The sequence below is a fragment of the Streptomyces sp. NPDC096105 genome (assembly GCF_044763335.1).
Classification (GTDB): Bacteria; Actinomycetota; Actinomycetes; order Streptomycetales; family Streptomycetaceae; genus Streptomyces.
The window spans coordinates 47,953-71,749 of sequence record NZ_JBIWGC010000009.1; the positions used below are offsets into that span (position 1 = coordinate 47,953).

2 protein-coding genes (1 of these 2 cut by a window edge) are annotated in these 23,797 nt (G+C 72.4%); both read left to right on the forward strand.

The genetic code is table 11. The features are described from left to right. Nucleotides 1-348: a hypothetical protein gene (locus ACIQ8B_RS16525; protein WP_106412335.1), complete on the forward strand. Its 348-nt coding sequence runs from the start codon at nt 1-3 to the stop codon at nt 346-348. After that, nucleotides 349-23,797: the 5' portion of an inositol polyphosphate kinase family protein gene (locus ACIQ8B_RS16530; protein WP_403547511.1), read on the forward strand. 6,581 nt of this gene lie beyond the right edge of the window; only the first 23,449 of its 30,030 coding nucleotides appear in the window; the start codon lies at nt 349-351; the stop codon falls past the right edge of the window.

The following is a 23,797-nucleotide window of genomic DNA, read 5'->3' on the forward strand; positions in this document are numbered from 1 at the left end:
ATGGCCGATGGGTATTTCGCGGATGTCGAGGGGATCCGGAAGGGGTCCAAGCACGTCGACAACGCCGTGCAGTACAGCGAGGAGGCGCTGCCCAGGTTCGAGAGCGGCTGCGCCGAGTACGCGGGCTGGTGGGGCGAGGAGGGCGGCGACGACGAGTTCGCCAATGCCGTCGGTCCGCAGGTGCGGCGGGAACAGGAGCAGGTGCGGACCACGGTCATGGACATCACCGGTGCGTTCCTGGCGCTGGTCGACGCGCTCGCCGCGCAGCGCGAGCACGTGCAGCGGCCGTCGTTCCAGGCGAGCGACGCCATCGACGCCCACGGTGCGGAGAGCGGGAACAGGCACTGAATGGCGATCATGTTCCCGCCCGGCCTGCAGGAGTTCATCGAGGCCTGGGTGGGTGCGAACATCGGCAAGGGCAACGAGGACCTGGGAGCCGAAAGCCGTAGCCCCTACAACCGGCTCGCGGAGGACATCGACCGCCTGGCCGACGCGTTGGCGGGAGCGATCGAGACCGCGGGCAGATCGCTCCCGCCGCGGGTCGCCGAGCAGTTCGTCGCCGCGCTGAGGCTCTTCGTCGACGACAACGACACCAACCACCTGAGGAATCTCTCCAACGAACTCCGGGAGCTCGGGTCCCGGCAGGTGGACCGCTCGATCCAGTTGTCCGAGGGGAAGTACCAGGTCCTCATCGAGTTCATCCTGATGAACATCGAACTGGCTCTGCTCGCCGCACTGGCCGTGTTCACCGGCGGTACGTCGCTCACCCAGGCCATCGTCGTCAAGTCGCGTACCGCGCTCGCGATGCTGCTGATCTTCCAGCGGCTGGGACACGCGGTTCCCACGCCGCTGTCGATGGTGCTGGAGGCGCTCCAGGAGGCGTTCGTCACCTTCACCTCGCAGCTGATCTCCATGACCGCGCCGGATGCCGTCGACCTCCGGCGCAAGGAGATCGACTGGAAGAACGTCGGGCAGTCGGCGTTCGCGGGGATGGTCGCGGGATTCTTCGCGAGCATCTTCGGTGAGTTCGGCGCGAAGTTCATCAACAAGATCTTCAAGAACAACCACTTCTGGAAAGAAGCGTCCGAACTCCCGTTCAGCTTCATCAACGAGGGACAGGCGGAAACCTTCGCCGAGGGCTTCACCAACCTGGTCTTCATGGGCACGTTCACCTTCAGCCCCGGCACGTTCCTGAGCGGGGGCATCAGCGGCCTGATCTCCGCAGCGTTCTCCAGCGGCGTGGAGTTCGGCGGAAAGTTCCTGCACGACAAGTTCTTCCACAACCTCGACCTCGGCCCCGGCAACGTCAACAGCCTGCCGGGCGCGGGGAACGGCGACCCGTACGACGACGAGAACCACGACCCCGTCGCCGCTCCGTCGCCCCGGCCCGCCACCGTCTCCACCACCGATGTCTGGAGCGCCCCGTACACGTCGCCGTACACGCCGCCGCACCCTCCCGGTGGTGACGGCGGCGGCTCGTCCGCCGGTGACGTCAGCGACGTGGCGTCGGTCTACAGCGACATCAGTGACGTCAGCGACGTCAGCGACGTCTCGTCCGTCTTCAGCGACGTCAGTGATGCCTCCGCCGTCTCGGATGTCTCGGACTACGGTCCTGACCCCTTCGCCGGCAACGGCGTCACCGCGTACGGCGGAACCGGCGTGTCGTCCGGGGCGGGAGTGACGGGCGCGGGCAAACCGTCGTACACGTCCGCCTCCTCGGACCTGTACGAGGACCCCTACCGGAACCAGGGCGTGGACGGCCTCGACCGCACGGTCCCGGCCCCCGCTGTCGGCTGGAACACACCGTCGGCCTCGGAAAACCTGGACACCGACAGCATCATCTCCACGCTCAACCCGCCGCCTGCCACGGTTCCCGGACCCGGCTCGACCGACGGCACGGACAACGGCACGGACAACGGCCTGCCGGCGAACAGGCCCGCCACCGTCGGCTCGTCCGCCCCGGGACCTTCCGCGACCCAGCCGGGCGGCAACGCTTTCGTACCGGACGAGTCCGAAGACCGGTCGTGGGCGGACGACGACACGAACACACCGCTCACCGAGCGCACGGACGACACCCGGAACAACCCCGATGTCACCGGGGTTCCGGACGCCACCGCGAGCCCCGAGACCCGGCCCGCACCCGAACGCCAGCGGTCGGCGGACGAGGACACGACCATCCCCCACGTCGACAGCGCCGACAGCGCCGACGTGGACCGGAGCACGGAGGAGAGCGCCGCACCCCCGGCGACGGTCACGACACCCGAAACCCGGTACACGCCCGGCGGCCAGGAGCAGCCGCCCCCGGCAACGCTTCTCGCGGCCTCCGCCCCCACCACGCCCGCCGCCGCGCCCACCCCGTCGACCGTCACCTCCCCGACGTCCGGCACGCCGAACGCCACCCCGCAGCAGCGATCGCAGACCACCCCGTCCGGCCAGCCCGTCACCACCCCCGCGGACACCGACGCCGTCACCCCTGACGACGTCCGCACCCCCACGGCCGAGGAGTCCGAGCAGTCCGGCCCGCCCACCACCGTGCCGAACACCGATACCGATACCGGGACTCGGACCGATACCGAGCGGGAGACCGGCACCGCGCCGGCCTCCGACGTCCCGCCGCCCTTCCGGCCCGTCCGCACCGAATCCGGAGAACTGCCGGTCCTCGACTCCCCGGCGGAGCCGCCGCCGACCGTCGTCGACGCGTTGCGGTTCAGTTCCCCAGCCCCGGCGGGAGTCACTGCCGAGTCCTCCTCACCGCCCGGTTCCCCGGACTCGATCGACATGATCACGGACCGGAAGGACGACGACGGCTCGAACGTCGGAGCCTCCCCGTCCGACGGCGATGTGACCATGAACGCCTCGCCTCAGGCGTCCCCGTCACCGACCCCCGAGGAGATTCATCAGCAGGTGCTGACGGGCGTGTTCGGCCCCGGCATCGAGACGGACCGGAGGTACCCCGATCTCCGCGGCGCCGTGGCACGCCTCGACCGGCTCCGTCTGGCCGACCCCGCTCTGCGTGACGGCCCACTCGCCCTGGACGCCGTGGCCCGCCGGGTGCTGCTCCTGGACTCGTCCGCTCCGGTGACCCACGCGCATCGCGACGACCTGTTCAGGGTGGCGACGGATCCGGCGGCGGAGTCGGCGGGCAGCCTGGCCGCCCTCGCCGCTCTCCACCTCCGGCTCCAGGGTGTCCTCGCCGGCAGCCGTACGCTGACTGGCCGGACCCGGGGGCGCAACTGGACCGGCACCGTCATCACCGGTCCGGACATCACCAGCACCGGAAGGGTGACCCGCAGGGCCGACGGTACTCTGGACCGTTACGACGTGGAGGCCGCGCCCTGGCACCGGCCCGGTGAGCCGGATCCGTACGTGGTGATGGCGGAGGGCGACCACGAGCGGATCGTCGTACGCGGCTACGACGGTGCCCCGCGTCCGGTGCCGATCGATGTCTTCGTCGAACTGCTCATGCTCGATTCGGCGTTGAGCAGACTGCCGACGGACGTCCCCGTGGTGCTGCTCATTCCCGACGCCGGCTCCCGGGGGCTGGAGCTGCCGCGCCGGGCCGCGGACCGCGTCGGCCGGGACGTCTGGTCGGCCAACGGCCGGGTGGAGACGTCCAAGGAGGACCCGTCCGGGCCGCACGTCGTCTCCCTGTGGTCCGGCGGCGGACTGCCGCACGCCGACTGGATCCGCAGCACCCCCGGCCAGGTGCTCGATCCGGCTGAAGCCGCGAACGCCCCGGCCTGGGAGCGCGAGCAGTTGTCCCACACCATCGTCACCGCCCGGGGGCCGATCGGCCGGGCCGTGTTCGAGGACTCCGAGGCTCCGGAACTGTTGCACGTCCTGCGGAAGTCGACGGAGTCGACGGAGCTGTGGCACTACAACCCGACGACGCAGAAGTGGGCGAAGGACGCCGAGCCCGTGCTGTTCGCGGGCAAGCCGGTGTACGTCTTCGGCGGGCATGGCCGGCCCGGTTCGACCATGCTGCCGACCGTGTCGGACCCGTCCCACCGTGGCCGGGGCCGGGAGACCGGCGGAATGCTCAAGCGTCGTCCGAGCCTGGCACGGCTCCCCAAGGACCACGGCATCCTGATGGTGCCGTGCTTCAGCGCGACTCCGCCGGGTGTGGTCCGTCCCCGCAGGGGCATCGACGACGTCTTCGTGCCCGACCCGCTGGCGGTCGTGAGCGAGAGCCAGCACGTCTCCAACGAGACCAAGCGCCATGTGTACGGCGCCACCGGCGTGGTGCGTATCCAGCCGCGGGGCGCCAAGAGGTACGTCTACGGCATCGACACGGATTCGCGGGGGCGGCGCAGCAAGTGGGTGGTGCACCGTCCGGAACCCGTCGGTGACATGCTCGACGATCGCGCCCGTGCGGCGGGTCTGCACACCGATCCCGCGCAACCGGTCCCGGACACGACCCGGGAAACGGCGCTGCGACTGGTCCGCGCGCTGCGGCAGGTGTTCGGCGCGGAGATCGAGGACGACAGCCGGTACGGTGATCTCCTCGCCGGGGCCGGCGCGCTGGAGACCATGCGCGAGGCCGATCCGACGCTGCGCGACCACGGCCCGTTCAGCATGGACCTGTTCGAGCGGGCGGCCCGGGCGCAGCAGCCGGGCGAGCCCGGCCCCGACGCCTACCGGTCCCTGCTGCTGCGGGCCGCCGATGCCGTACGCCTGCGACCGGACACCGTGCTCACCGACTTCGTCGCCCTGCCGCGGGTGACCGCCGCCGCTCAGTGGTGGGGTGGTCTGTCGGCTGCGGAGCTGGACAGCGTGGCCGCCCACGTCCTCAGGCAGGACCCGGGCGTGACGGGCATCGGGGATCCGGAGCGGGCCCGGCTGTTCTGGGCGATGGTGAAAGCCCTGGAATGGGAGAGCAGGACGCCGGACCCGGACGCCCTCACCGGCAGACTGCTCCACCTGGACCGGCCGGATCCCTCCCGGCGGCCGGACCTGCTGTACCTGGTGGCGCAGGCGGCGGCCGTCGGTGTCGACGTGGACAACCTGGTCGAACTGGGCGCCTTCCACCTCCAGACACTGGGCGCCCTCGCACCGGAGACGCTGCTGCGCGACCCCACGGGGGCGCCGACCGGACGGCGCTGGCGCCCGATTCCACGGACCGCGGACGCGCCCACGGATCCGGCCACGGCCACCGATACCGTCCTCGTGGTCGCCGACACACCGGGCGGCGGATACCAGAACGTGGGGTGGGAGAAACCGCCGTGGAGCGCACCCGGCAAGTCGCCGGCCTACCTGGTGTGGGCCGACGGCGGTCCGGATCACCTCCTCATGAGCCTGCCCGGCGGCATCGACGTCCGGGTCCCCTACGAGGAAGTCGCCGAACTGCTGGCAGTCGACCCGGTGTTGGACGAACGCCCGCAGGACACCACGGACGTCGTCCTGGCCGTCCCGTGGGCGGCAGTCCGCGCACCGGCCGGCACCGGCACCCCGAACGCCGATCCGCGGGCCGTCGTCAGCGCCGGGACCGGGCGTACCGTCTGGGCTTCGCGGAGCCAGGTGGGACTGGCCCCGGCCCAGGCGTCACAGCCGAGCTACCTCGGCCTCCTGCCCAGTGTGCCGGGGCGTCCCGCGGCGGACGACTGGGCGACCGTCCGGCCCGGCGACCTCGCCGCGCCGGGCACTGGCACGCAGACCGGCGGGAACGGAGCGGCAGGCGTCACGTTCGCGGCCCGGGGCGAGACGAAGGTCGCGTCCGAGGCACCCTCCTCTCTCGCCGACCTCCTCGATCCCGGACCGGCCGGAGGGCTCGACGCCCCACTGCCGAGCCTGGACGGCGTGGTGTCCGGCCTCGACGGTCCGTTGCCCGATCTCGGTGCTGACGTGGCGGGGCTGGACGGTCCGTTGCCCGATCTCGGTGTTGACGTGGCGGGGCTGGACGGTCCGTTGCCGGACCTGGACGGTGTCCTCCCGCAGCTCGACGCGTCTCTTCCGCAGCTCGACGCCTCCCTCCAGGAACCGGCCGACGTTCCGCCGGAGCCGGAGCGATCCTCGGTTCCGCAGATCGTGCTGACGACCCCCGAGGGTGAGGATGTCGAGGCCGGCGGGGGCCTGGATCCGTCGCCCTGGTACTTCGCGTACGGTGCGATGGGGCAGGTCGTCGTCGCGAAGTCGACGAAGGACGTGGATTTCTCGCGGGAGCGGGCGGACGAGTGGGCGGAGCAGATCAGTTCGCGCCTGGACCTGCAGGGCCCCGGCCCGCACACGGCGTTGCGCGCGGGGATCAAGGACGCGGTGCGTGACCTGCTGCTGACGACCGACCCCAAGAAGTGGGACGACATCCTGGCGGCCGGCCGGACCCTGGTCGTCGACGGCCGTCTGGTGTGGCTGCGTCCGGTGCTGAACGGTCTGTCCAGCATCCCGACGCCCAAGGGGGACGTCTCGGAGTATCCGGTCGGTTTCGGTTCCACCGCGACGGGAGGGCGCAGCGGTCACGAGTCGAGTGTGGGAGTCGATTCGGTACTGTTCACCCTGTTCAACCTGGGGGCGACTGCTTTCGCCTCGGCGGCGGCGCTGGCGCTGCCGCAGTTCAAGATAGGTTCCTCGCAGAGCAAGTCGCGGGGCTGGCTGCGTACGGTGCTGTCGGGGCGGAAGCCCTTCATCAACGACCTGAGCCGTTTCGACGCGGGCCTGAAGATGCAGGTGTACGTCAACGGCGAGGACGCGACCCCCACCCCGCAGCATCAGGTCACCGTGCCCGACCGGCTCCACGTCGACGTGCCGACCGCCTACACGGGGACGAAGGGGCACCGCCCCGACGAGCGGGCGCCGGAGGCGGCCCGGCCGCCCGCCGGCCGTACGGCGCGGCCTTCCCAGGCCAGGGAGCTGCTCCAGGCGGTCAATCTCACCCCGGCGATCGCGGCCCTGCACCGCAACATGCTGGCCGCGGGGCTGCCCGCTCCGGTGGCGCGGAAGATCCTGGTGCAGGCGAAGATGGACCGGGCGCAGGGCTTCCTGACGGAGACGACGGCCCGGAGCCGGTACCTGTGGTGGGCGAGCGGTGACTCGTCGAACACGATCGAGGTGTCCGGGCCGCTGGTGAAGAAGTTCCGGGGGCATCTGAGGATCCGCCGGGAGATCGACAGTCTCCAGTATCTGGGGGACAGCAAGATCGGCACCCGGGACGACATCGGTGTGGGTGACAGCAGCACCGCTGACCGTAAGGGGGGCACGGACGGTGGTCTGGGTTTCGGTTACAACAGTGCAGGTATGGGCGGTGGTGACGCCGGTGCCGGTGGCGACCTGACCCCCGGGTCCCCTGCGGACGGCGACGACTCCGCGGGTGCGGAGCTGACGGGCCTGGTGCCCGCGTTCGGCGCGGTCCTGGATCTGAAGCGGAACGTGGGTCACTCCCTGGACACGTCCGGTCTCAGTCACACGGTTCTGAACGATTTCGCGGAGCAGTCCCGCTACCGGGCCGGGCTGCGTATCGAGCTGAACCTGGAGTCGAGCACGCACAAGATCGCTCCGGTGCGGGAGACGACGGTGGGTGAGGTGAGCGTTCCCAAGCGGGAAGCCGCTCACTTCGTGAAGCGGATCGTGGGCAAGGGCTGGACGTCGGATCTGCGTCCGGAGTCCGGGGGCGAGGACGCGCCGCGGCACCGTGTTCCCGCGCTGTCGAAGCCGCGCAAGGTCCGGAGGCTGCCCACGAAGCTGCCGCCGTTCCGGTTCCGCATGGTGGTGAGCCGGGTGAAGGACCTGTTGAAGCCTCATCCGCGGGAGCCCCTGTCGTTGGCGGCCCGCAAGGGTCTCGGATTCGGTGTGCCGACCGCGCTGCCCGGCGTGGAGTCCTTGCAGCAGGATCTGCGGGACGCCATCGAGCAGCTGCACGTCATGGACGTCGGTGAGGAGAAGGCGCAGAAGAGCCACTGGGCCGCCGCGGACCGGGACCTGGCGGCCTTCTACGGCCGTCCCGCGGTCGAGGGCGATCTGAACGGAGCGTTGCTGGGCGTCTACCGCACCATCGAGGTGGGCGGGCGCGAGTACGAGGTGGCCGCCAAAGCGGTGTGGGGCAACCGGATCGACGGTCCCAACCCGATGGCCGAACCGGTCGCCGAGGACGGATCCCCGCGCCCCGGTGACTACCGCATGAAGGTCAACACGCGGGCTGCGGAAGGGGGAAAGGTAGGGGGCAGCCGCGGCACGGGATGGAAGGTCGGTGTGGCGGGCGGTGGTGGTGCCCGGCTGGCCGTCCCGGAGATCGACCTCTCGTTCCTGGGGCTGCGTTTCACCGTACCTCCCATCCGTTTCCAGTTCGGAGCGATACGTGGTGTGTGGCGCAGGGGCAAGGGGAAGGGCGACAAGCTGAGCGGTGGTTCGGGGACCTACCGCCGTACGGAGACCGGCTCGTGGGTCGACGAGCACCGTTATCTGATGGGCATGGAGTGGACGGTCAGGCCCGCCGGCAAGCACCGGTACCTCAGTGGGCGCGTTCCGTTCGTGGCGCGGGTCGTCGTCCCGGAGGAGCATGCCTCCAAGCAGCCCGTGACGGCGGAGAAGGTGCGGCAGCTGCAGGCGACGGGCGTGAAGGAGCTGCCCGGGCCGCCGGATGACAAGCGTCCCAGGCTGGACTTCTCCGGTGGTGCCCAGGGGGTCTACCCGGCCTTCCACCTGATGCCGGAACTGGCCCAGCTCGGCGCCCGGATGTATGCGGAGAAGATGTTCCCGGGGGCGGCGAAGAAGGCCCTGCGGCAGGCGTGGCTGGATAATCCGGCGGGCTGGCCGCAGGAGATCCGGGACCTGGCCCATCCGGGTTTCCTCGCCGAGCATTTCGGCGAAGCGGTCCGAAAGGGGGGCTATGAGACGGAGCTGCCGAAGGACGGGAACGTCAAGCAGGCACTGCGGCTGAAGATCCACGTCCATGACCCGGACGACCTCGGGGCGAGTCCGGACGTGGAGGTCGAGCAGTACGCGAAGGGCAGTCAGGACCACGCGGGCGAGGAAGACGTCGACAACGGGCTGGGGGTGACCGCCTCCGTCGGCCCGCAGATGCGGTTCGGTTCCGACGCCAGCCACGAGGACCATCCCACCGGCCCCGGCGGGCGGCTCAACGTGGTCGGCCACGCCTCCCTCACCAAGGGCTGGGGCCGGGGAAGCGGCAACACCGACGGGCGCATCGACATCACCCGGGCCACCTACGGCGGTCCCGTGCACACGGTCCGCTCCACCCCGGTCTTCGAACTGACCTACATACGCTGGCGCAATGACAAACTCACCGAGGAGACCCGGTACCTGAGCGCCCAGGAGGCCCTCGACCTCCTCGTCCCCGAGCGCCGCATGACCGACCTCCTCCCACCGGCACCCGAAACGGAACCGGAGCCGGCGCCGGCACCCGAGACTGGGGAAACGAGGTCCGGAGCGGTCGTGCAGCCGGCGGAGGAGGCGGCCGGGGGACACGGAGGGATCAAGAAGAGGGCCGAGGGACTCTTCCTGGAGAAGCCCACGAACGAGGCGGAGGCAGAGTTCTACGGGGAGATGCGTGCGGGCAGGCATCCCGCTCTGGAGGGAGTCGTCCCGAACTCGTACTCGGCCGAGACCGCGAAGGCGATGGACCCCCGGACGAGCGGTGACGATTCGACCCACGTCTACATCGAGAACCTGACCCGCGGGATGAGGAAGCCGAAGCTCCTCGACATCAAGGTGGGTGAGAGTACAGCGAGCAGGCAGGAGTTGTTGCTCGCTCTGGGAGCGTCGGCCGCCTGGAGGAAGAAGAGCAGGCTGAAGTTCGCCGACATGATGACCGGATCGGCACACCGCGGATATCGCACGGTCGGCGGCACAGGCCTGGGAGACTCGCGACTGGTCAACGGCATACGGTCCGAGCGCAATGTACGGGAGTTCTCGGAGGAAGCCGACGTCTACGAGACGTTGGCGGGGCAGTTGGAGCAGGTGAGGCGGGCCGCCGACGAATCCGGTCTCTCCTTCGTCGCGGCGAGCGTGCTGATCGCGGTGGACCTGGAGCCGGAGGAGGGGAGCCAGGCGGCCTCCACGAAGGTCAAGCTCATTGACTTCGCGCACACATTCGACAGTGAGAAGCTGGGCGAGGAGCAGTCGAGGAAGTACCGGGGGCGTTTCGACCACGGGATCGAACAGCTGATCAAGGACGTCGGGAAGGCGGCGGCGGACAAGGCGAATCAGCAGGAGGAGCAGGGAGACGCAGCAGCGGCTCCGGCACCCGAGACGAAGACGGCTCCGGTACCCGCGACGGAGTCGACGCCGGCACCCGAAACGGAACCGGCATCCGAAACGGAACCAGTACCGGTACCCGCGACGGAGTCGACGCCGGCACCGGTGGTGTCTCGGACGTATCTGGACACCGGTCTGGTGCCGGGTGTCTCGCACCCGGAGATCGTGAGGGCCGACGGTGTCCTGGACGCCATCAACGACCGCCTGCGTGCCAGGGGGATCATCCCCACCGAGAAGTCACCGGGCACGGCCCCGCGCCCCAACCTCCTCCAGAGGTCCCTGAAGAAGTCGTTCTCCTCGGATGCCCTGCAGACGGAGTGGCACGCCCTGACCAACAAGGGTCACTTCCGCTGGTTCCCGGTGCCCGGTCCGTGGGGCACCACGCGTTACCTGTGGGTGAACGTCACCGTGGTGCGCATCGACAAGCCCAAGGGGCAGCAGTACCGGGACAAGACGAAGCTCACCCTGCGCGGTGAAGCGGTGACGGCCGAGGAGAACGAGCAGGAGTCGGGTCTGTCGTTCAGCGGTGGTGTCGATGTGCGCGCCCGTGCCGGAGACGAGCACGGGCACGGGGGCATCGAGGTGGGTGCCGAGTACAGCGACGAGACCAAGACGGTGGACAAGGAGACCAGCAAGACGGTCGAGATCTACCGTGTCAACGCCCAGGACTCCTCGGAGGAGTTCGATCACGACGTCGTCGCGTTCCGTATCGAGATGGGCATGTCCACGGAACTCCCGGCGATACTCACCATGCGCTCACGCGGGGTGAACAAGTACGAGAGGGTCTTCAAGGACGGCGCGGACCCGGAGCGCGGCAAACGCGTCTTCGTCTGGCGTGATCCCGGTGACGGCCCCGGGCAACTGGTGAACGGGTCCGTGCGGCTGCTCGTACCGCGTCACCTCACCCACGAGACCGACCAGCAGCCCCAGTGGCCCCTCGATCTCGCCGCACCACGCGAGACCGAGGTCATCTGGGAGCAGCCGGAGTCCGACACGGACGCGACGCAGCCTCAGGCCACGGACGCGACGCAGCCTCAGGCCACGGATGCCACGGACACGGCGCAGCCCAGGGTTCCGTTGAGTTCGGCAGAGGCATGGGGAACGTTCCTGGAGGACCTCCATCCCTGGACGGTGCCCGCCGCCGTGCCCATCGAGCGCTGGGCCAAGCTGACCGCCGTACGGCACCGGACGCCTCCGCAGACCCGGATCGGCAAACCGCCGACGATCGGAGGCCTGGACCCGGTCACCAGGGTCGCCGGTGTGCTCTACACCCATTACGCCAGCAGCAACATGATGCGGCCGCGCATCAAGGAGCTGCTGGAGCACAAGTACGAGCTGCCGATGGGGGACCGCCACGCCCTGGTGGGTCTGGAACTGGACAGCGCCGACATCCTGGGCCCTGCTGAGGGCACCTTGGTCAAACAGCGCGGGTACAAGCAGTCCGACGAGGAGCCCGAGCACGAGCACGAGGAGGGCAGCGGCTGGAGCTTCTCGCTCGGTCCCGAGGGCGGCGGTCATGCGGACGAGGACAGGATGTTCGAGCGCATGCCGTTCGAGCTCAAAGCGTGGATGGACAGCGAGAGCCGCAGCGGCGCGCTGGGCGACACGGACGAACGCAACAAGGAGGGCAAGCGGCCCTACCGGCTCTACCGCTTCGGGGTCACCGCCGTCGTCCGCGGACCGTTCGGCACGGTGCGGATCAAGGTGCCGGCGGGCTTCTACGGCATGCTGCCGGTGAACAAGGCTACGGGCCGACTGGCGGACGGGCTGGAGGACGACCCCGTCCTGGGCCCCTTCCTCAGACCGCCCCGCCCCACCACCGAGCCCGAGAACACCCCGCCCCGGGAAACAACCCCGAACGGCACTCAGACGGAGAACCCCGTGCCTGGGACTTCGGGGCCCGTGGTGCCCGAGGTGGAGCCCGGCGAGGTTCCCGCGCCCGGGACCGTGGCGTCGCAGGATCCCGTAGCCGACGACGGGACTCTCGTGACGCCGGCCGAAACCCGCCCCCGGAGTGAGACCGAGTCCCAGGGCCCGACCCCGTCGGCGGAGCCCGCTCCCGCGCCGGTGGGCACCACACCGACGGACACCGCACCGACGGGCACCGTGCCGAAGAGCCCCGCGCCGAAGGACACCGCACCGACGGATCCCGCGTCCGAGGTCCCGCCCGCCGTCGAGCCGAAGGAGGGGCCGGCGGTACCGGACGTACCGAGCGGGCGGAAGGACGCAGCGCCGGAGGCCGAGCCGGTACCGACCGTGGCCCCGGCCGTCCGGAACCCGGAAGCGGAAGCCGCAGGACCGGAAGCCCCGGCGACGGGTGTTCCGGCCGTGCGGGGGAACGGGGAGAAGGGCCCCGGGCCGGCGACGACCGGCAGCGGTCGCGTGCGGGGCCGCCGAGTACCGATGCCCGCCACCGGTGTGTGCCTCCCCTACTCCGTCATGGCCGGCGCCTCCGTGCACCTTCGAAGCCGCCTGAACGGTCTCGCCTCCACCGACCCCGCCGCGTACGAGTGGCTCGCGGATCCCGACGCGGTACGTGATCAGCTGCGGCGCCAGGCCGTGACCCCTTCCCAGAGCCGCAGATCCCCCGCGAGTCCTCCGCAGGTCGTGCTCCGCGCCATGCTGGCCTCCGTGTCGGACTACGTGCGCCGCAGCGAGGGCCGCCTGCACCCGCACATCATCGGCCAGTTCCGGCGGACCCCCGACGCCACGTTCGCCCCACGCGTCAAGGGAATGGACCGGGCCGAGATGCTCGCCCAGCTCGCCCGGCACGGCGTCCGGTCCATCCCCGTGCCGGAGGCTCTCGATCCCGGCGAGACGCTGAGGCGGTACGTCGACGCCCTCATGGCGTCGCAACCCGTCGACCCCGGCGTCCCCACGGAGTTCACCCGGATCCTCCTCGAGACGGAAGCCGAGGACCTGAGCCGGCGCGAGATGTTCGAGTACCTCGAGGAACACGGTCTGCTGCCGGCGCCCGCCGACCTCGACGACAGCGCGCTGGCCCACCTGCTCGGTGTCGTCTACCCGCTGAGCACCGCGCCGCTGGACGCGGCGGAACTGGCCGCGCTCCAGAACGCGGTCGACCACTGGGAGCAGCACTGGGAAACGCCGGAGGGAGAGGCCTTCCTGCCCCTTATCGCGCACGCGTTCGACATGCAGGTCGATGTGGTGCGGTGGTTCCCGTCGGGCGCCCGGCGGATCAGCACCGTGGGGCCCGAGCACGCCAGGCTGCGGACCGAGGTCTACTACAACGGCGACAACCACTACGACGGCAGCGACGCCGCACCCCTCGACCGGTTCGGCGGCGCGGTCCCGCCCGGCCCTGCCCCCGCTGCCGCACCCGGTCCCGCCTCGTCTCCGGCCCCGCTGACGGAACCCCCGCAGGCCCCGCGGCCCGCGGCCCCGCCGGCGGCCGTTACCGTCACCCCGGCCGACCACCGCGTTCCCGGTCCCCTGAAGGGAGCCGGGGCTTCCAGGCCGACCGCGCCGTCCGGCGACGACACCGGCAAACTGGACGTCGCGCGCCGCGTCGGTGCCGTGCTGCACGGCCTCGGCCACCCGGTGGTGCTGGCCGGAGCCGCCCGCGGCCGGGTGCAGTTCGGCCAGTCCCGGCCGCTGGGCGCCGTGGAGTTCCAGCTGTCCGCGGACACCCCGCCCGCCGCCGCCGGAATACGTGCGGCGCTGGCGCGGGAGCTGCCCGGAGCGTCGGTACGGGTCCGGACCGGCACGGGCGACAATCGGGTTCTCGACCTGTCGGTGGACGGCGTCGACATCACGGTCACGGCGGTGGACCGGCCGGTCGCCGGCACGGTCACGGCCGACGGCTTCACCGTGCCGGCGCCCGCGGACTCCCTGGCCGACGCCGCCCTCGCCCTGGCCACCGGGACCGACCCGGAGCTGCGCGGACGCGACCTCCTCGACCTGCTGTGGGTGCTGCACCGCGTCCCCGCCGACGGCCCCCGTACGATCGCGTCGGTTCTCGCGCGCGAGGACGCCTACCGTTCCGCGCGCCCCGCCGGCGCCGCCGGCTCCCTCGCCGTACGGCTCAGTGAACTGCTCGACTCCGCCGCCCTGGACCGCGAGGCCCTCGTCCGCCACGAAAAGACCTGGAGGGCCCTCGGCGCCACCGACGCCGACCTGCCCGCGCTGCACGCCGGGCTGACCGCGCTCGCCGACGGGCTGCGGGTCCTTCCGGAGGTGACCGCGGACCCGGTCCGGGCGCTCGCCGCACGGCTGCCCGGCATGTCCGCCGCCGACCGTGACGCGACGCTGGCGTCGCTGCCGCCCGCGCACCGGGAGCGGCTGGCCGGTGACCCCGTGCTCGTGGACGCCCTGCGCGCCGGGCTCGAGCCGGCCGAGTTCGCCTCGGTCGCGGCGCGCCTCATGACGCAGGTGCCCGACGGGGTCGAGCAGCCCGTCTCCGCCGGTGACCGGGCCCGTGCCCAGGTCGCCCGGCTGCTCCAGGACCCCGACGTCGCGGCGCGGTTGCTCAAGGGCGGTTCGCGGGTCGTGGTGGTGCCCAGAAGCGAGGCGATGACGTCCCTGGACGCCTTCCGCGAACTGCGGGGCGGTGTCACCGACGACGGCCGTCCCTGGGAGAGCGTCCGCGGCGCCGGCCTGCGCAGCGCGGCCGTCACCGAGGAGAACCTGCTGGGTGAGCGCACCACGGTCCCCACCGTCGAGTCCGCCCAGGCCGACGGCTACTCGACCACCGTGCACGAGATCGCCCACCTCGTGCACCTCTACGGCCTGGACCCCCTGGACCCCACCGACCGGCAGCGCGTCACCGACGCCTACCGGGCCACCGAGCAGGCCGGGGAGGCGGGCTCCTGGCCCGACGGCGACCTCTACGGCTACGACGCCGACGGCCGCCGCAGTGCCCCCAACTACAGCAGCCGCGACGAGCGCGAGTTCTTCGCCCAGCTCACCAACGTCTACCTCATGGCCAACGGCGGGTCCGATCCGTACACCGGGAGGCGGCGCAACAACGACGGTCCGGAGTGGGTGCGCCGGCACCAGCCGGACATGTACGACCTGATGCGCCGCCTGTACGGCGAGGGTCCCCCGCCCCGGCCCCGTCATCCGCGCAGCGTCGAACCCGTCCGTCCCCGCGGTGTCCGTCCCGCGGAGGTCAACCCCGTCGAGGCCACCGACGTCGAGAACGAGGCGCTGGCCCGTGCCCGTGCGCTGTGGGACGTCGCCGAGGGCGGCCCGGGCGAGGACGGTGACTCCTACGTGGCCGTTCGTGCCCTGTGGGACGGCACCGTCGGCGCACACACGCCGCAGCCGCACACTCCCGCGCCGTTGCCGGTCCCGCCCCCGGTGCCGGGACCGCAGGCACGGTCCGCCGCCGCCCCGCCGCCCACCGACGACGCCGTCCAGCGCCGGTTGCAGGAACTGTGGGCACTCATCGACGCCACCTTCGGTTCCCAGCCGCTCCCGCAGACCCTGCGCAACCAACTGTTCAACGCGCTGCGCGTCATCGAATCGGCGCGCCACGGGCACCCCCGCTTCCGCGCCGGCCTGGACCTGGAGGGCATCACCCGGATGCTGTTGCATCTGGCGCCGGACGCGCCGGTGGACGCGGCCCGGCACTATGAGGCCTTCACCATCGCGAGCAGTGCTCATCGACGGAGGCGGGCCGGCAGCCTGGACGCCATCGCCGCCTATGGGCTGACCGGAGAGGACTACTCGCGGCAGACCGGGCTGCTCAGCGAACCCGGCGGTGCGCCGTACGGCAGGAACTGGACCGGACGTGCCGGTATCCGCCTTCGCATGGACGTGGTCGCCGATCTCCAGGGCGTCTACCCCGCGCCCTGGGGGGCCGCCGCTTACACGGTGGTGGCCGAACGCAACGACGAGGGACTGCTGCTGGCGGGCGGAAAACCGGTGTCGGACGAGGAGTTCGTCGAACTGGTGCTGCACGACCCGCAACGGCCGCAGGGCGCGCCCGTGGTGGTCCTGATCGAGGAGATGGACGGCCGCAACGAGGCCCTCGCGCGGATGATCGCTGACCGCATCGACGCCCGTGCCTGGTTCACCTACGGCGACCTGCGGCTCGTGGAGGGTCCGGACGGCCGCCGGGTGCCGTTCCTGGCCACGCCGGCCTCCGAGGAGGGCAAGAGGGTTCCGACCGGGACCTGGATCCCCGCCGATCCGGGACGGGTCCCGGACGACCCGGCGGCCACCGTCAGGGCCACGGACGGGACCGTCTTCCCCGACACCGACATCCACTCGTACCCACTGCCCACGGTCGACGGACAGGCGCTGGCCGGACGGGCGTTCCTCGACGCGCACGAGATGGCGATAAGGGAGCGGGCCCTGCGGGCGGTGTCCGCCATCGAGCACTATTCCCGCAACAGGGAAGCGCTGCCCGGTGTGTACGCCGCGAAGGAGGGCCCCGCCCTGCCCCTGCCGCGGGCCCTGACCGACTCCTACGTCGCGATCGGCCATGGCCAGGAGGGACGCATCGTCGTGCCCCGCCGCAGCACCGGCGCCAACCAGAGGGTCAGTCCCCAGCACCTGGGCAGGATGCTGGCCCGGCGCAAGAGCCTGCAGGCGTTGTCCCCCGAGAAGCCGGTCTGGATGGTGTTCTGCGAGCTGTCCATGAGGCGGGCCGACCGGGACCTGCTCAACGATCCCCCCTCCACTCAGCACGTCGCCGACGCGACCCGTCGCCCCGCATTTGCTGTAGACACGACAGTGGTGGTGGCCGAGGCCGAGGGCGGCCTGCCGCCGCGCCTGGCCGTGGACGACGATCCCGACAACCCCGTGGGCCGCATCGAGGAGTTCCTTCCCAAGCCCGGGACCGACGCCCTCGACGCGCTCGCCGAGCTGGGCGGGCTGCCCTCCTGGATGCCGGGGCGCACCGACCGCGCCCTGCGCTGGGTGCGCGCCCTGCGGCAGACCCACGGCGTGCGCATCGACTCGGACCTGGACCGCGAGGCGGAGTTCCACGAGCTGATCGAGGGCTTCGGCGCCCTGGAGATGCTGCGGTTCCAGGCGGTCGGCAACGCCGACCCCGGCCCGCTCACCTGGGGCGGGCTCCAGCACATCGTCGGCCGGTACGCCGCCCGGCAGGGCTGGGACCGGTCACTGACCGCCAACTCGCTGGCGCACCTGTTGTTCGCCGCACGCACCGGCCGACTGCAGTCCGCCGACGTGGCGGGGCCCACCGCCCCCGCCGCGCCGCCGCCCACCGCCCCGGCCCCGGCGGACACCTCCGGGCCGTCCCCCCGCGCGGGCGCCCCGGGCACCTTCCACCTCGGGCCCACCGCACCCGCGCACCGCGCGCCGGCCACCGGCACCGTGCGCCCCTTCGGCACCCCCGCTCCCACCGCCCCGGCCGGACAAGGCGTCCCTCGCCACCCCGCCCCCGAAAGGACCGGCACCCCTCCGGAGGCCCCCGACCAGGACTCCCGTTCCCCGGCCACCCCTTCGGAGACCGCCGGCCCGGATCCCCGCCCCGCGACCGACGAGGTTCCCTGGTCCGTGTCGTCCTGGCGGCCCGCCGGATCCCCCGGCACGGTCCGCTTCGCAGCCTTCTACCAGGACCGCGAATGGCGGCGGCTCAGCGTCCGGCTGGAGTTCGCCCTCGCCGGACTGCTGGGCTCGGACGCCCGGAGCACCGAGGCGGCCCGGAGCGCGGTCTCCCGCCTGCGCTCCGAACTGGTGGCGCGCTACGGCCAGGAGCAGGCGGACCGCGCCTTCTTCGGCCCCGACGACCTGCCCGAGGACCCCGGCGGGACGCTGGACCGACTGCTCGCCCTGCCGCCCGGCGTCCGCACCCTCGACGAGCTGATGGCCGGCTTCGCCCGCGCCGCCCACGCGGCCCGGAAGCTGCCCGAGGACCTCGCCGCGGCGCTGGCACGCCCCGCCGGCGACCGTGCCCGGTACGCCCCGGGCAGCGCCTACCGCGCCGTCCACGACGGCCGGGGCCTGCGCCGGGTCGGCGGCGAGCGCGGTGTGGCGCTGCGCCTGATCCAGACCCACGCGGCACTGGGCGCCTCCCCCGACGAGCTGGCGGCGTTCCGCACCGCCCTGATCTCCTGGCTGATCCCGGCCGACCTGGCGTCCCTGTCCGAGATCCTGCAGGCCTCGCAGCTCGCCGGGACCGCGCCGGCCGGGGAGCGGGCCACCGCGCTGCGCGACGGCGCGGGCCTGCACCTGTGGGCGGCGGAGCTGCTGCGGGCCTTCGGCCCGCCGTCGGACGACGCGCGCGTCGGCCACGTGGTCCCGCCGCACCGGGTGGTCTACGGCGCGCGGATGACGTACTCCGCGGACATCACCCCCAGTGGGGACGTGTCCCTTCCCGGCGGCCTGACGGACCTCGTGGAAGTGGCACTGCGCGACCCCGGCGAGCTCCGGGGCGACCGCGGTGAGCTGCTGAAGGACTGGCTCGCGCGCACCGGACCGGCCGGCCGGCGCGCCCTGGAGGAGCTGGCCCCGGCGCACCTGACGGCCGTCTTCCTCTACAGCTCCAACGACTACCGTCTGATGAAGGCCTATCTCAACGGGCAGCGCCTGGGTGCCGGCATCTCCCGTCGCCTGGTGCGGTCCGCCGTCTGGTCGACGATACGCCGGGCCGTCGCGAGCCTCGAGCTGTCCGAGCTGCCCGTCATCCTGCGCGGTCTGGACGGGGTGGACGACCTCCACAACGACGTGAACGACGCCCTGTTCGGCGCCTTCGCCGTATGGTCGGACGTTCCGGACGACCAGATGGCGGAGCTGCGCCGCCGGTCGGACGTGTTCGCCGACCGGATCCACGACGAGCTGCCGCTGCACACCGACATGGCGATCGAGGCGCTGGAGCTGTTGCCGCCGGTCAGGCAGGACGTGTGGTGGGGCGACCGGGGCATACCCGGACCGCTGGACCGCCCGGAGCACGGACCGGTCTACGGCAGGGACCTCATCGACGTGCCGTTCATGCGCAGTACCTCGCTCAACCCCGACGAGGCGTTCAGGTACATGATGCGCAACCGCGGGCCGGCGGACACGCACCGCGGCTTGGTGCACGTCCGCCGGTCCACGGCCCGTGAGGTCACCCCGTTCGTGGCCTGGCCCGGTGAGCAGGAGGCGGTGTATCCGCCGGGGCAGCGTTTCCCGGTGACCGACCGTGTTGTCCGCCGGGAGGTCCAGGAGACCGTCGACTCGGACGGCGAGGAAGTCGAGCAGCTCCTGGAGTACGCGGACGTCACCGTGGACGAGGCACAGCCGGCGCCCGCCGCGCTGCCGCCGAGGCGGCTGCTGGGCGCCCCCGACGACCTGCTGCGGATCGCCGGATCCCCCGCTCCCCGTCCGTGGCCGTCCCCGCCGGTGCTGAGGGAGATCCTGGACGAGGAGGGCCGGCGGACCGGGGCGGCGTCCTTCGACGACCCCGACTGGGCGGTACGCGAGCCGGACTACCGGCGGCTCGGTGAGCGGACCGGGTTCGTCTCCTGGGAGCGGGACGCCGACGGGCGCCCGGTGGCGTACTCCCAGGACCTGCCCGGGGGAGAGGGCACCTTCTACTGGGGAGGGCACGGCGGCTCCGCCGGGCCGGCCCTGCGCACCGAGGACGGCGGCGTCCGTCACGACGACGGCTCCCACGTCGGCCTGTTGCTGCGTCCGCTGCTGCGCCCGGACAGCCGCAGCATCACGGTGCTCGCCTGCGGCCCGGGCGGCGCCTTCGCGGACGAGGCCGCGGCACGGGCGTCGGCCCGGCGGATCGCCGACGCCACCGGGCTGCCGGTGCACCTGGCGGTGGGCCGCACAGCGGTCGCCGACGGGGTGCCGCACCTGCTGGAGGACGCCGAGGGCCGGCCCACCACGTGGGTGACCGAGCACCCCGGCGGCCGTACGCCTCCGACGGCGACGCTCCCGTCGTCCGCGGCCCGGGTCCCGGCCACGGTCCGCTATCCGGACGACAGGCAGGTGAACGCCGACGTCCCGGACTCCGGCCCGGACGACGACTCGGAGAACAGCTCGGACGACGACTCGGAGAACAGCTCGGACGACGGCCTGGGGCACCGTCCGCCGAACCTCGCGTCCTGGCGGATCACCGGAGCGCCGGGAACCCCCCGCTTCACCTCCCTGTACACGGAACCCGGCTGGCGGCAACTGAGCCTGAACTTCGAGTACGCCCTCGCCCGGCTTCACGGCACAAGCCCCGAGGTCCACCGGGCCGTGCGGGAGAACCTGCGCCGCACGCACCGCTTCCTCGCCGCACACCACGGTGAGGAAGCGGCCACCCGTGCCTTCCTCCCGTCGCGGGACGTCCCCGACGCTCCCGCGCCCGCCCCCGGCGACCGGCTCGCCCGTCTGCTCGGTCCAGACGCCCGCCCGGCCCTGCACGAACTGTTCCTGGCCCAGGCCGAAGCGGTCTTCGCCCGGCCCGGGTCACCCGTCACCGTCGCCCGGACCCTGCCCGGCCGTGTCGGCGGCGCCGGACGGCCCCTGTGGGCCCTGCTGCCCCCGGGCACGAGCCGGCTCCGGTACGACAAGAACGGCTTCCGCGAGGCCGGTGGCGTCGAGGGTCCGGCACTGTGGCTGCTTCAGGCGGCGCGCGAGACGGGTGCGGACGACGCGGAGATGACACTGCTGCGCACCGCCCTGATCGCCTGGGCGGTGCCCGCGGGGATCCACTCCCTGCACGAGGTCCTGCACGCCTCGCACCGGCTCGGCATGGGCGACCCCGAGGAGCGCCGGGCGACCACCCTCGACGCCTCCCGGATGCACAGCTGGGTCCGCGAGCACCTGACTCCCTGGCACCTGATCCCGCCCACCCCGGAGGGCGAGACGTGGCGGGAGTCCCTGAGGGCCCCGCACGAAAGGCTCTACAGCGACACCGTGAGCCTCTCGGCGACGATGACAGACGATCTCGACGTACCGCAGGACCTGACGGACATGGTGCAGGAGCTGCTCGAGCCGGGCAGCGTCGACGCCGAGCTCGACGAGGAACGCCAGGAGGTCGCCGAAGCGTGGCTCGCGCGCTACGGCGACGTGGGCCGCCAGGCGTTGCGCCGCCTGGGACCCGGTCATATGACGGCCCTGTACATCTACAGCTTTTCCGACTATCAGTTGATCAAGGCGTATCTGAAGGGCGAGCGGCTGGGCCGGGGCATGAGCCGCTGGCTGGTGCGCCGGACGGTCTTGAACCTGGTCGAGCTGGGCCAAGAGGAATACAAGGACTTGCCGTACGTCCTGCGCATGCGGCCAGGTTTCGAAGGCGTCTTCCAGGACGTGTGGGCAGCGGACTCGGACGACGGATCGATGGAGCTGGTGCGGGCGCTCCGGCGGCTCGACGCCGTCGCCCACGACGTCCACGCCCTCCTGCCCCTGCACATCGACATGGCCGCCGAAGCCCTGGAACTGCTGCCCCCCGCCAACCGCACCGTGTGGTGGGGCGACCGGGCCGTGCCGGGGTCCGTGCACCGGCCGTCGCGGAACTCGGCGCTCTACGGGGGGCAGCGGATCACCATGCCGTTCTTCCGCAGCACCTCCCTGGACCGCGGGAGTGCCTTGAAGTTCGCGTTGGACCTGAAGCGCCCCACACCTGCGGGGCACCACGCGCAGATCACCGAGGTCCCCCTCTCCCAGGCGCGGGAAATCGCCATGTTCGCCAGGTACTACAAGGAGACGGAGGCCCTCTACCCGCCCGGGTGGACCTTCCTGCGGGAACACCGCCGGGTCTCCTACGTCGGCGAGCACCACCTGCCCCTCGCCGAAGTCCGCGTCACAGAAGCTCCCGTCGTCTCCGGGGCGACGACGACCCCCACGCCACCGTCAGTCGGCCCCGACGGCCCCGACGCGTTCCACGTCGATCCGCGCTGGTGGCCACTGGCCGCTCAGTACCAACGCGCCCTGGGCCGGTTCCTGTCTCGGGACAGCGCCGTCCTCGACGCCGCCCGTGACGCCGGGCGCACCCTCTTCGCCCACCTCTCCGCCCATCTCGGCCCCGACGCCGCGGCCACCGCGTTCTTCGGCCTCGCCGCCGATCCCTCCCCGGGGCGCGGACCCGCCGAGCGACTGGAGGACTTCCTGGGGCGCAGCGACCTCCGTACCGTCGTCGACGCCTACACCGAGGCCATGTACGGGCCGCTGGACCGTTCCGGACGGCACTCCCTGCGTCGCCTGTGGCGGGACCGCCCCGAACTCAACACCCGCGGTCTGCCCCTCACCGTGGCCCGTCCCGAGCCGCACCGCCCCGGGGGCAGCTGGTACCGCGACCGCCACGACCGGCTCGGCCACCCGGCGCAGGAAGGGCACCCCCACCGGATCGAGTGGATGCTGCGGGCCCACGCCACCCTGCCCGGGACCGGCCCCGAGAGCCTCCTGGGGCTGCGCACCGCGTTCCTGGCCGACCAACTGTCCAGCGGCGGCCATTCGCTGGCCGAGCTGCTGGAGGCCGCGCAGGCGGCGGGCGTCCGCGGTACCGGTGAACCGCGGCCCGCCGAGGTGGACGCGGTGGCGCTGTACAGCTGGGCCGACGCCGTGTTCTCGCCCCGCTCCCGGCCCGCCGGGGACCCGGGCGGGCGACGGGCCGTCCCCGGTCTCGACCCCGGCCGGTCCGAGCACCTGATCCTGCCCCACCAGCGGCTCTACCGGCTGCGCACCGCCTGGCTCACCCCCTGGATCACCGGCGGGGCCGCCGAACCGGCCGCGATCACCGTGCTCACCGGGCTGGCCGGTGACCTGTGGAGCGCCGCCGACCTGGAGACGCTGCCGTGGCCCGGCGGAGCCGCCGCCCGCAGCCGGCGCGCCGCGCTGCGGGCCTGGCTGCTGCGGCACGGGGCCCCGAACCTGCCGCGTCGCCTGACCGCCGCGCACGTGGCCGCGCTGTACCTGGCCAGCGGCCGCGACGCGGCACTGATCGAACTCGCCGGGAGCACGGCCCCCGACGCCGGCGAGCGGTTCCGCCGGGACCTGGCCGCGGAGGCCGTCGGCCTGGTCGCCCGGGGCGCGCCCGACGCGCACTACCCGCTGGTGCTGCTCCGCGACACCCGGCTGCGCACGCTGGCCCGCCAGGCCGCCCGGACGCCTGCCGGCCCCGACGGGCAGGCGATGCGCCGGGCCCCGGCACAACGGGCCGGCAGCCGCGCCGTCGAACTCGCGGACGACGCCCGTACCGAACTGATCCTGCTGGCGCGTATGGCGCGGGAGGCGCTGGCACTGCTGCCACCGATGGACACCCCCGTCTACTGGGCCGACTGGGAGACCGGCTCCGCCGTGGACGTCGCCACCGGCCGGCCGGGCGCCGTCCACACCCGGCCCACCTGGCGCGACTTCCACACGTCCCGGGACTCCGCCGTACGCCGGTTCGCCGCCGTGCCGCCCCCGGCCGGGCGCCAGCTGGTGCTCTACGAGGTGCGCGACCACCTCGCACGGGACATCGGGCCCCTCGCCCGCTTCCCGGACCAGCGCACGGCGCTCCACCCGCACCCGCCCCGCTTCCAGGAGATCTCCCGCGAACTGCGCCACGACGCCGCGCTCGACCGCGTCTACACCCACGTCCTGCTCCGGGACGTCTCCGGTCCGGACTCCGCTCCCGCCTGGGGCCGGGAGACCGTCACCCGCGCCGTCGTCGCCCCCGACGGCGGCTGGTCAGGACTGACCG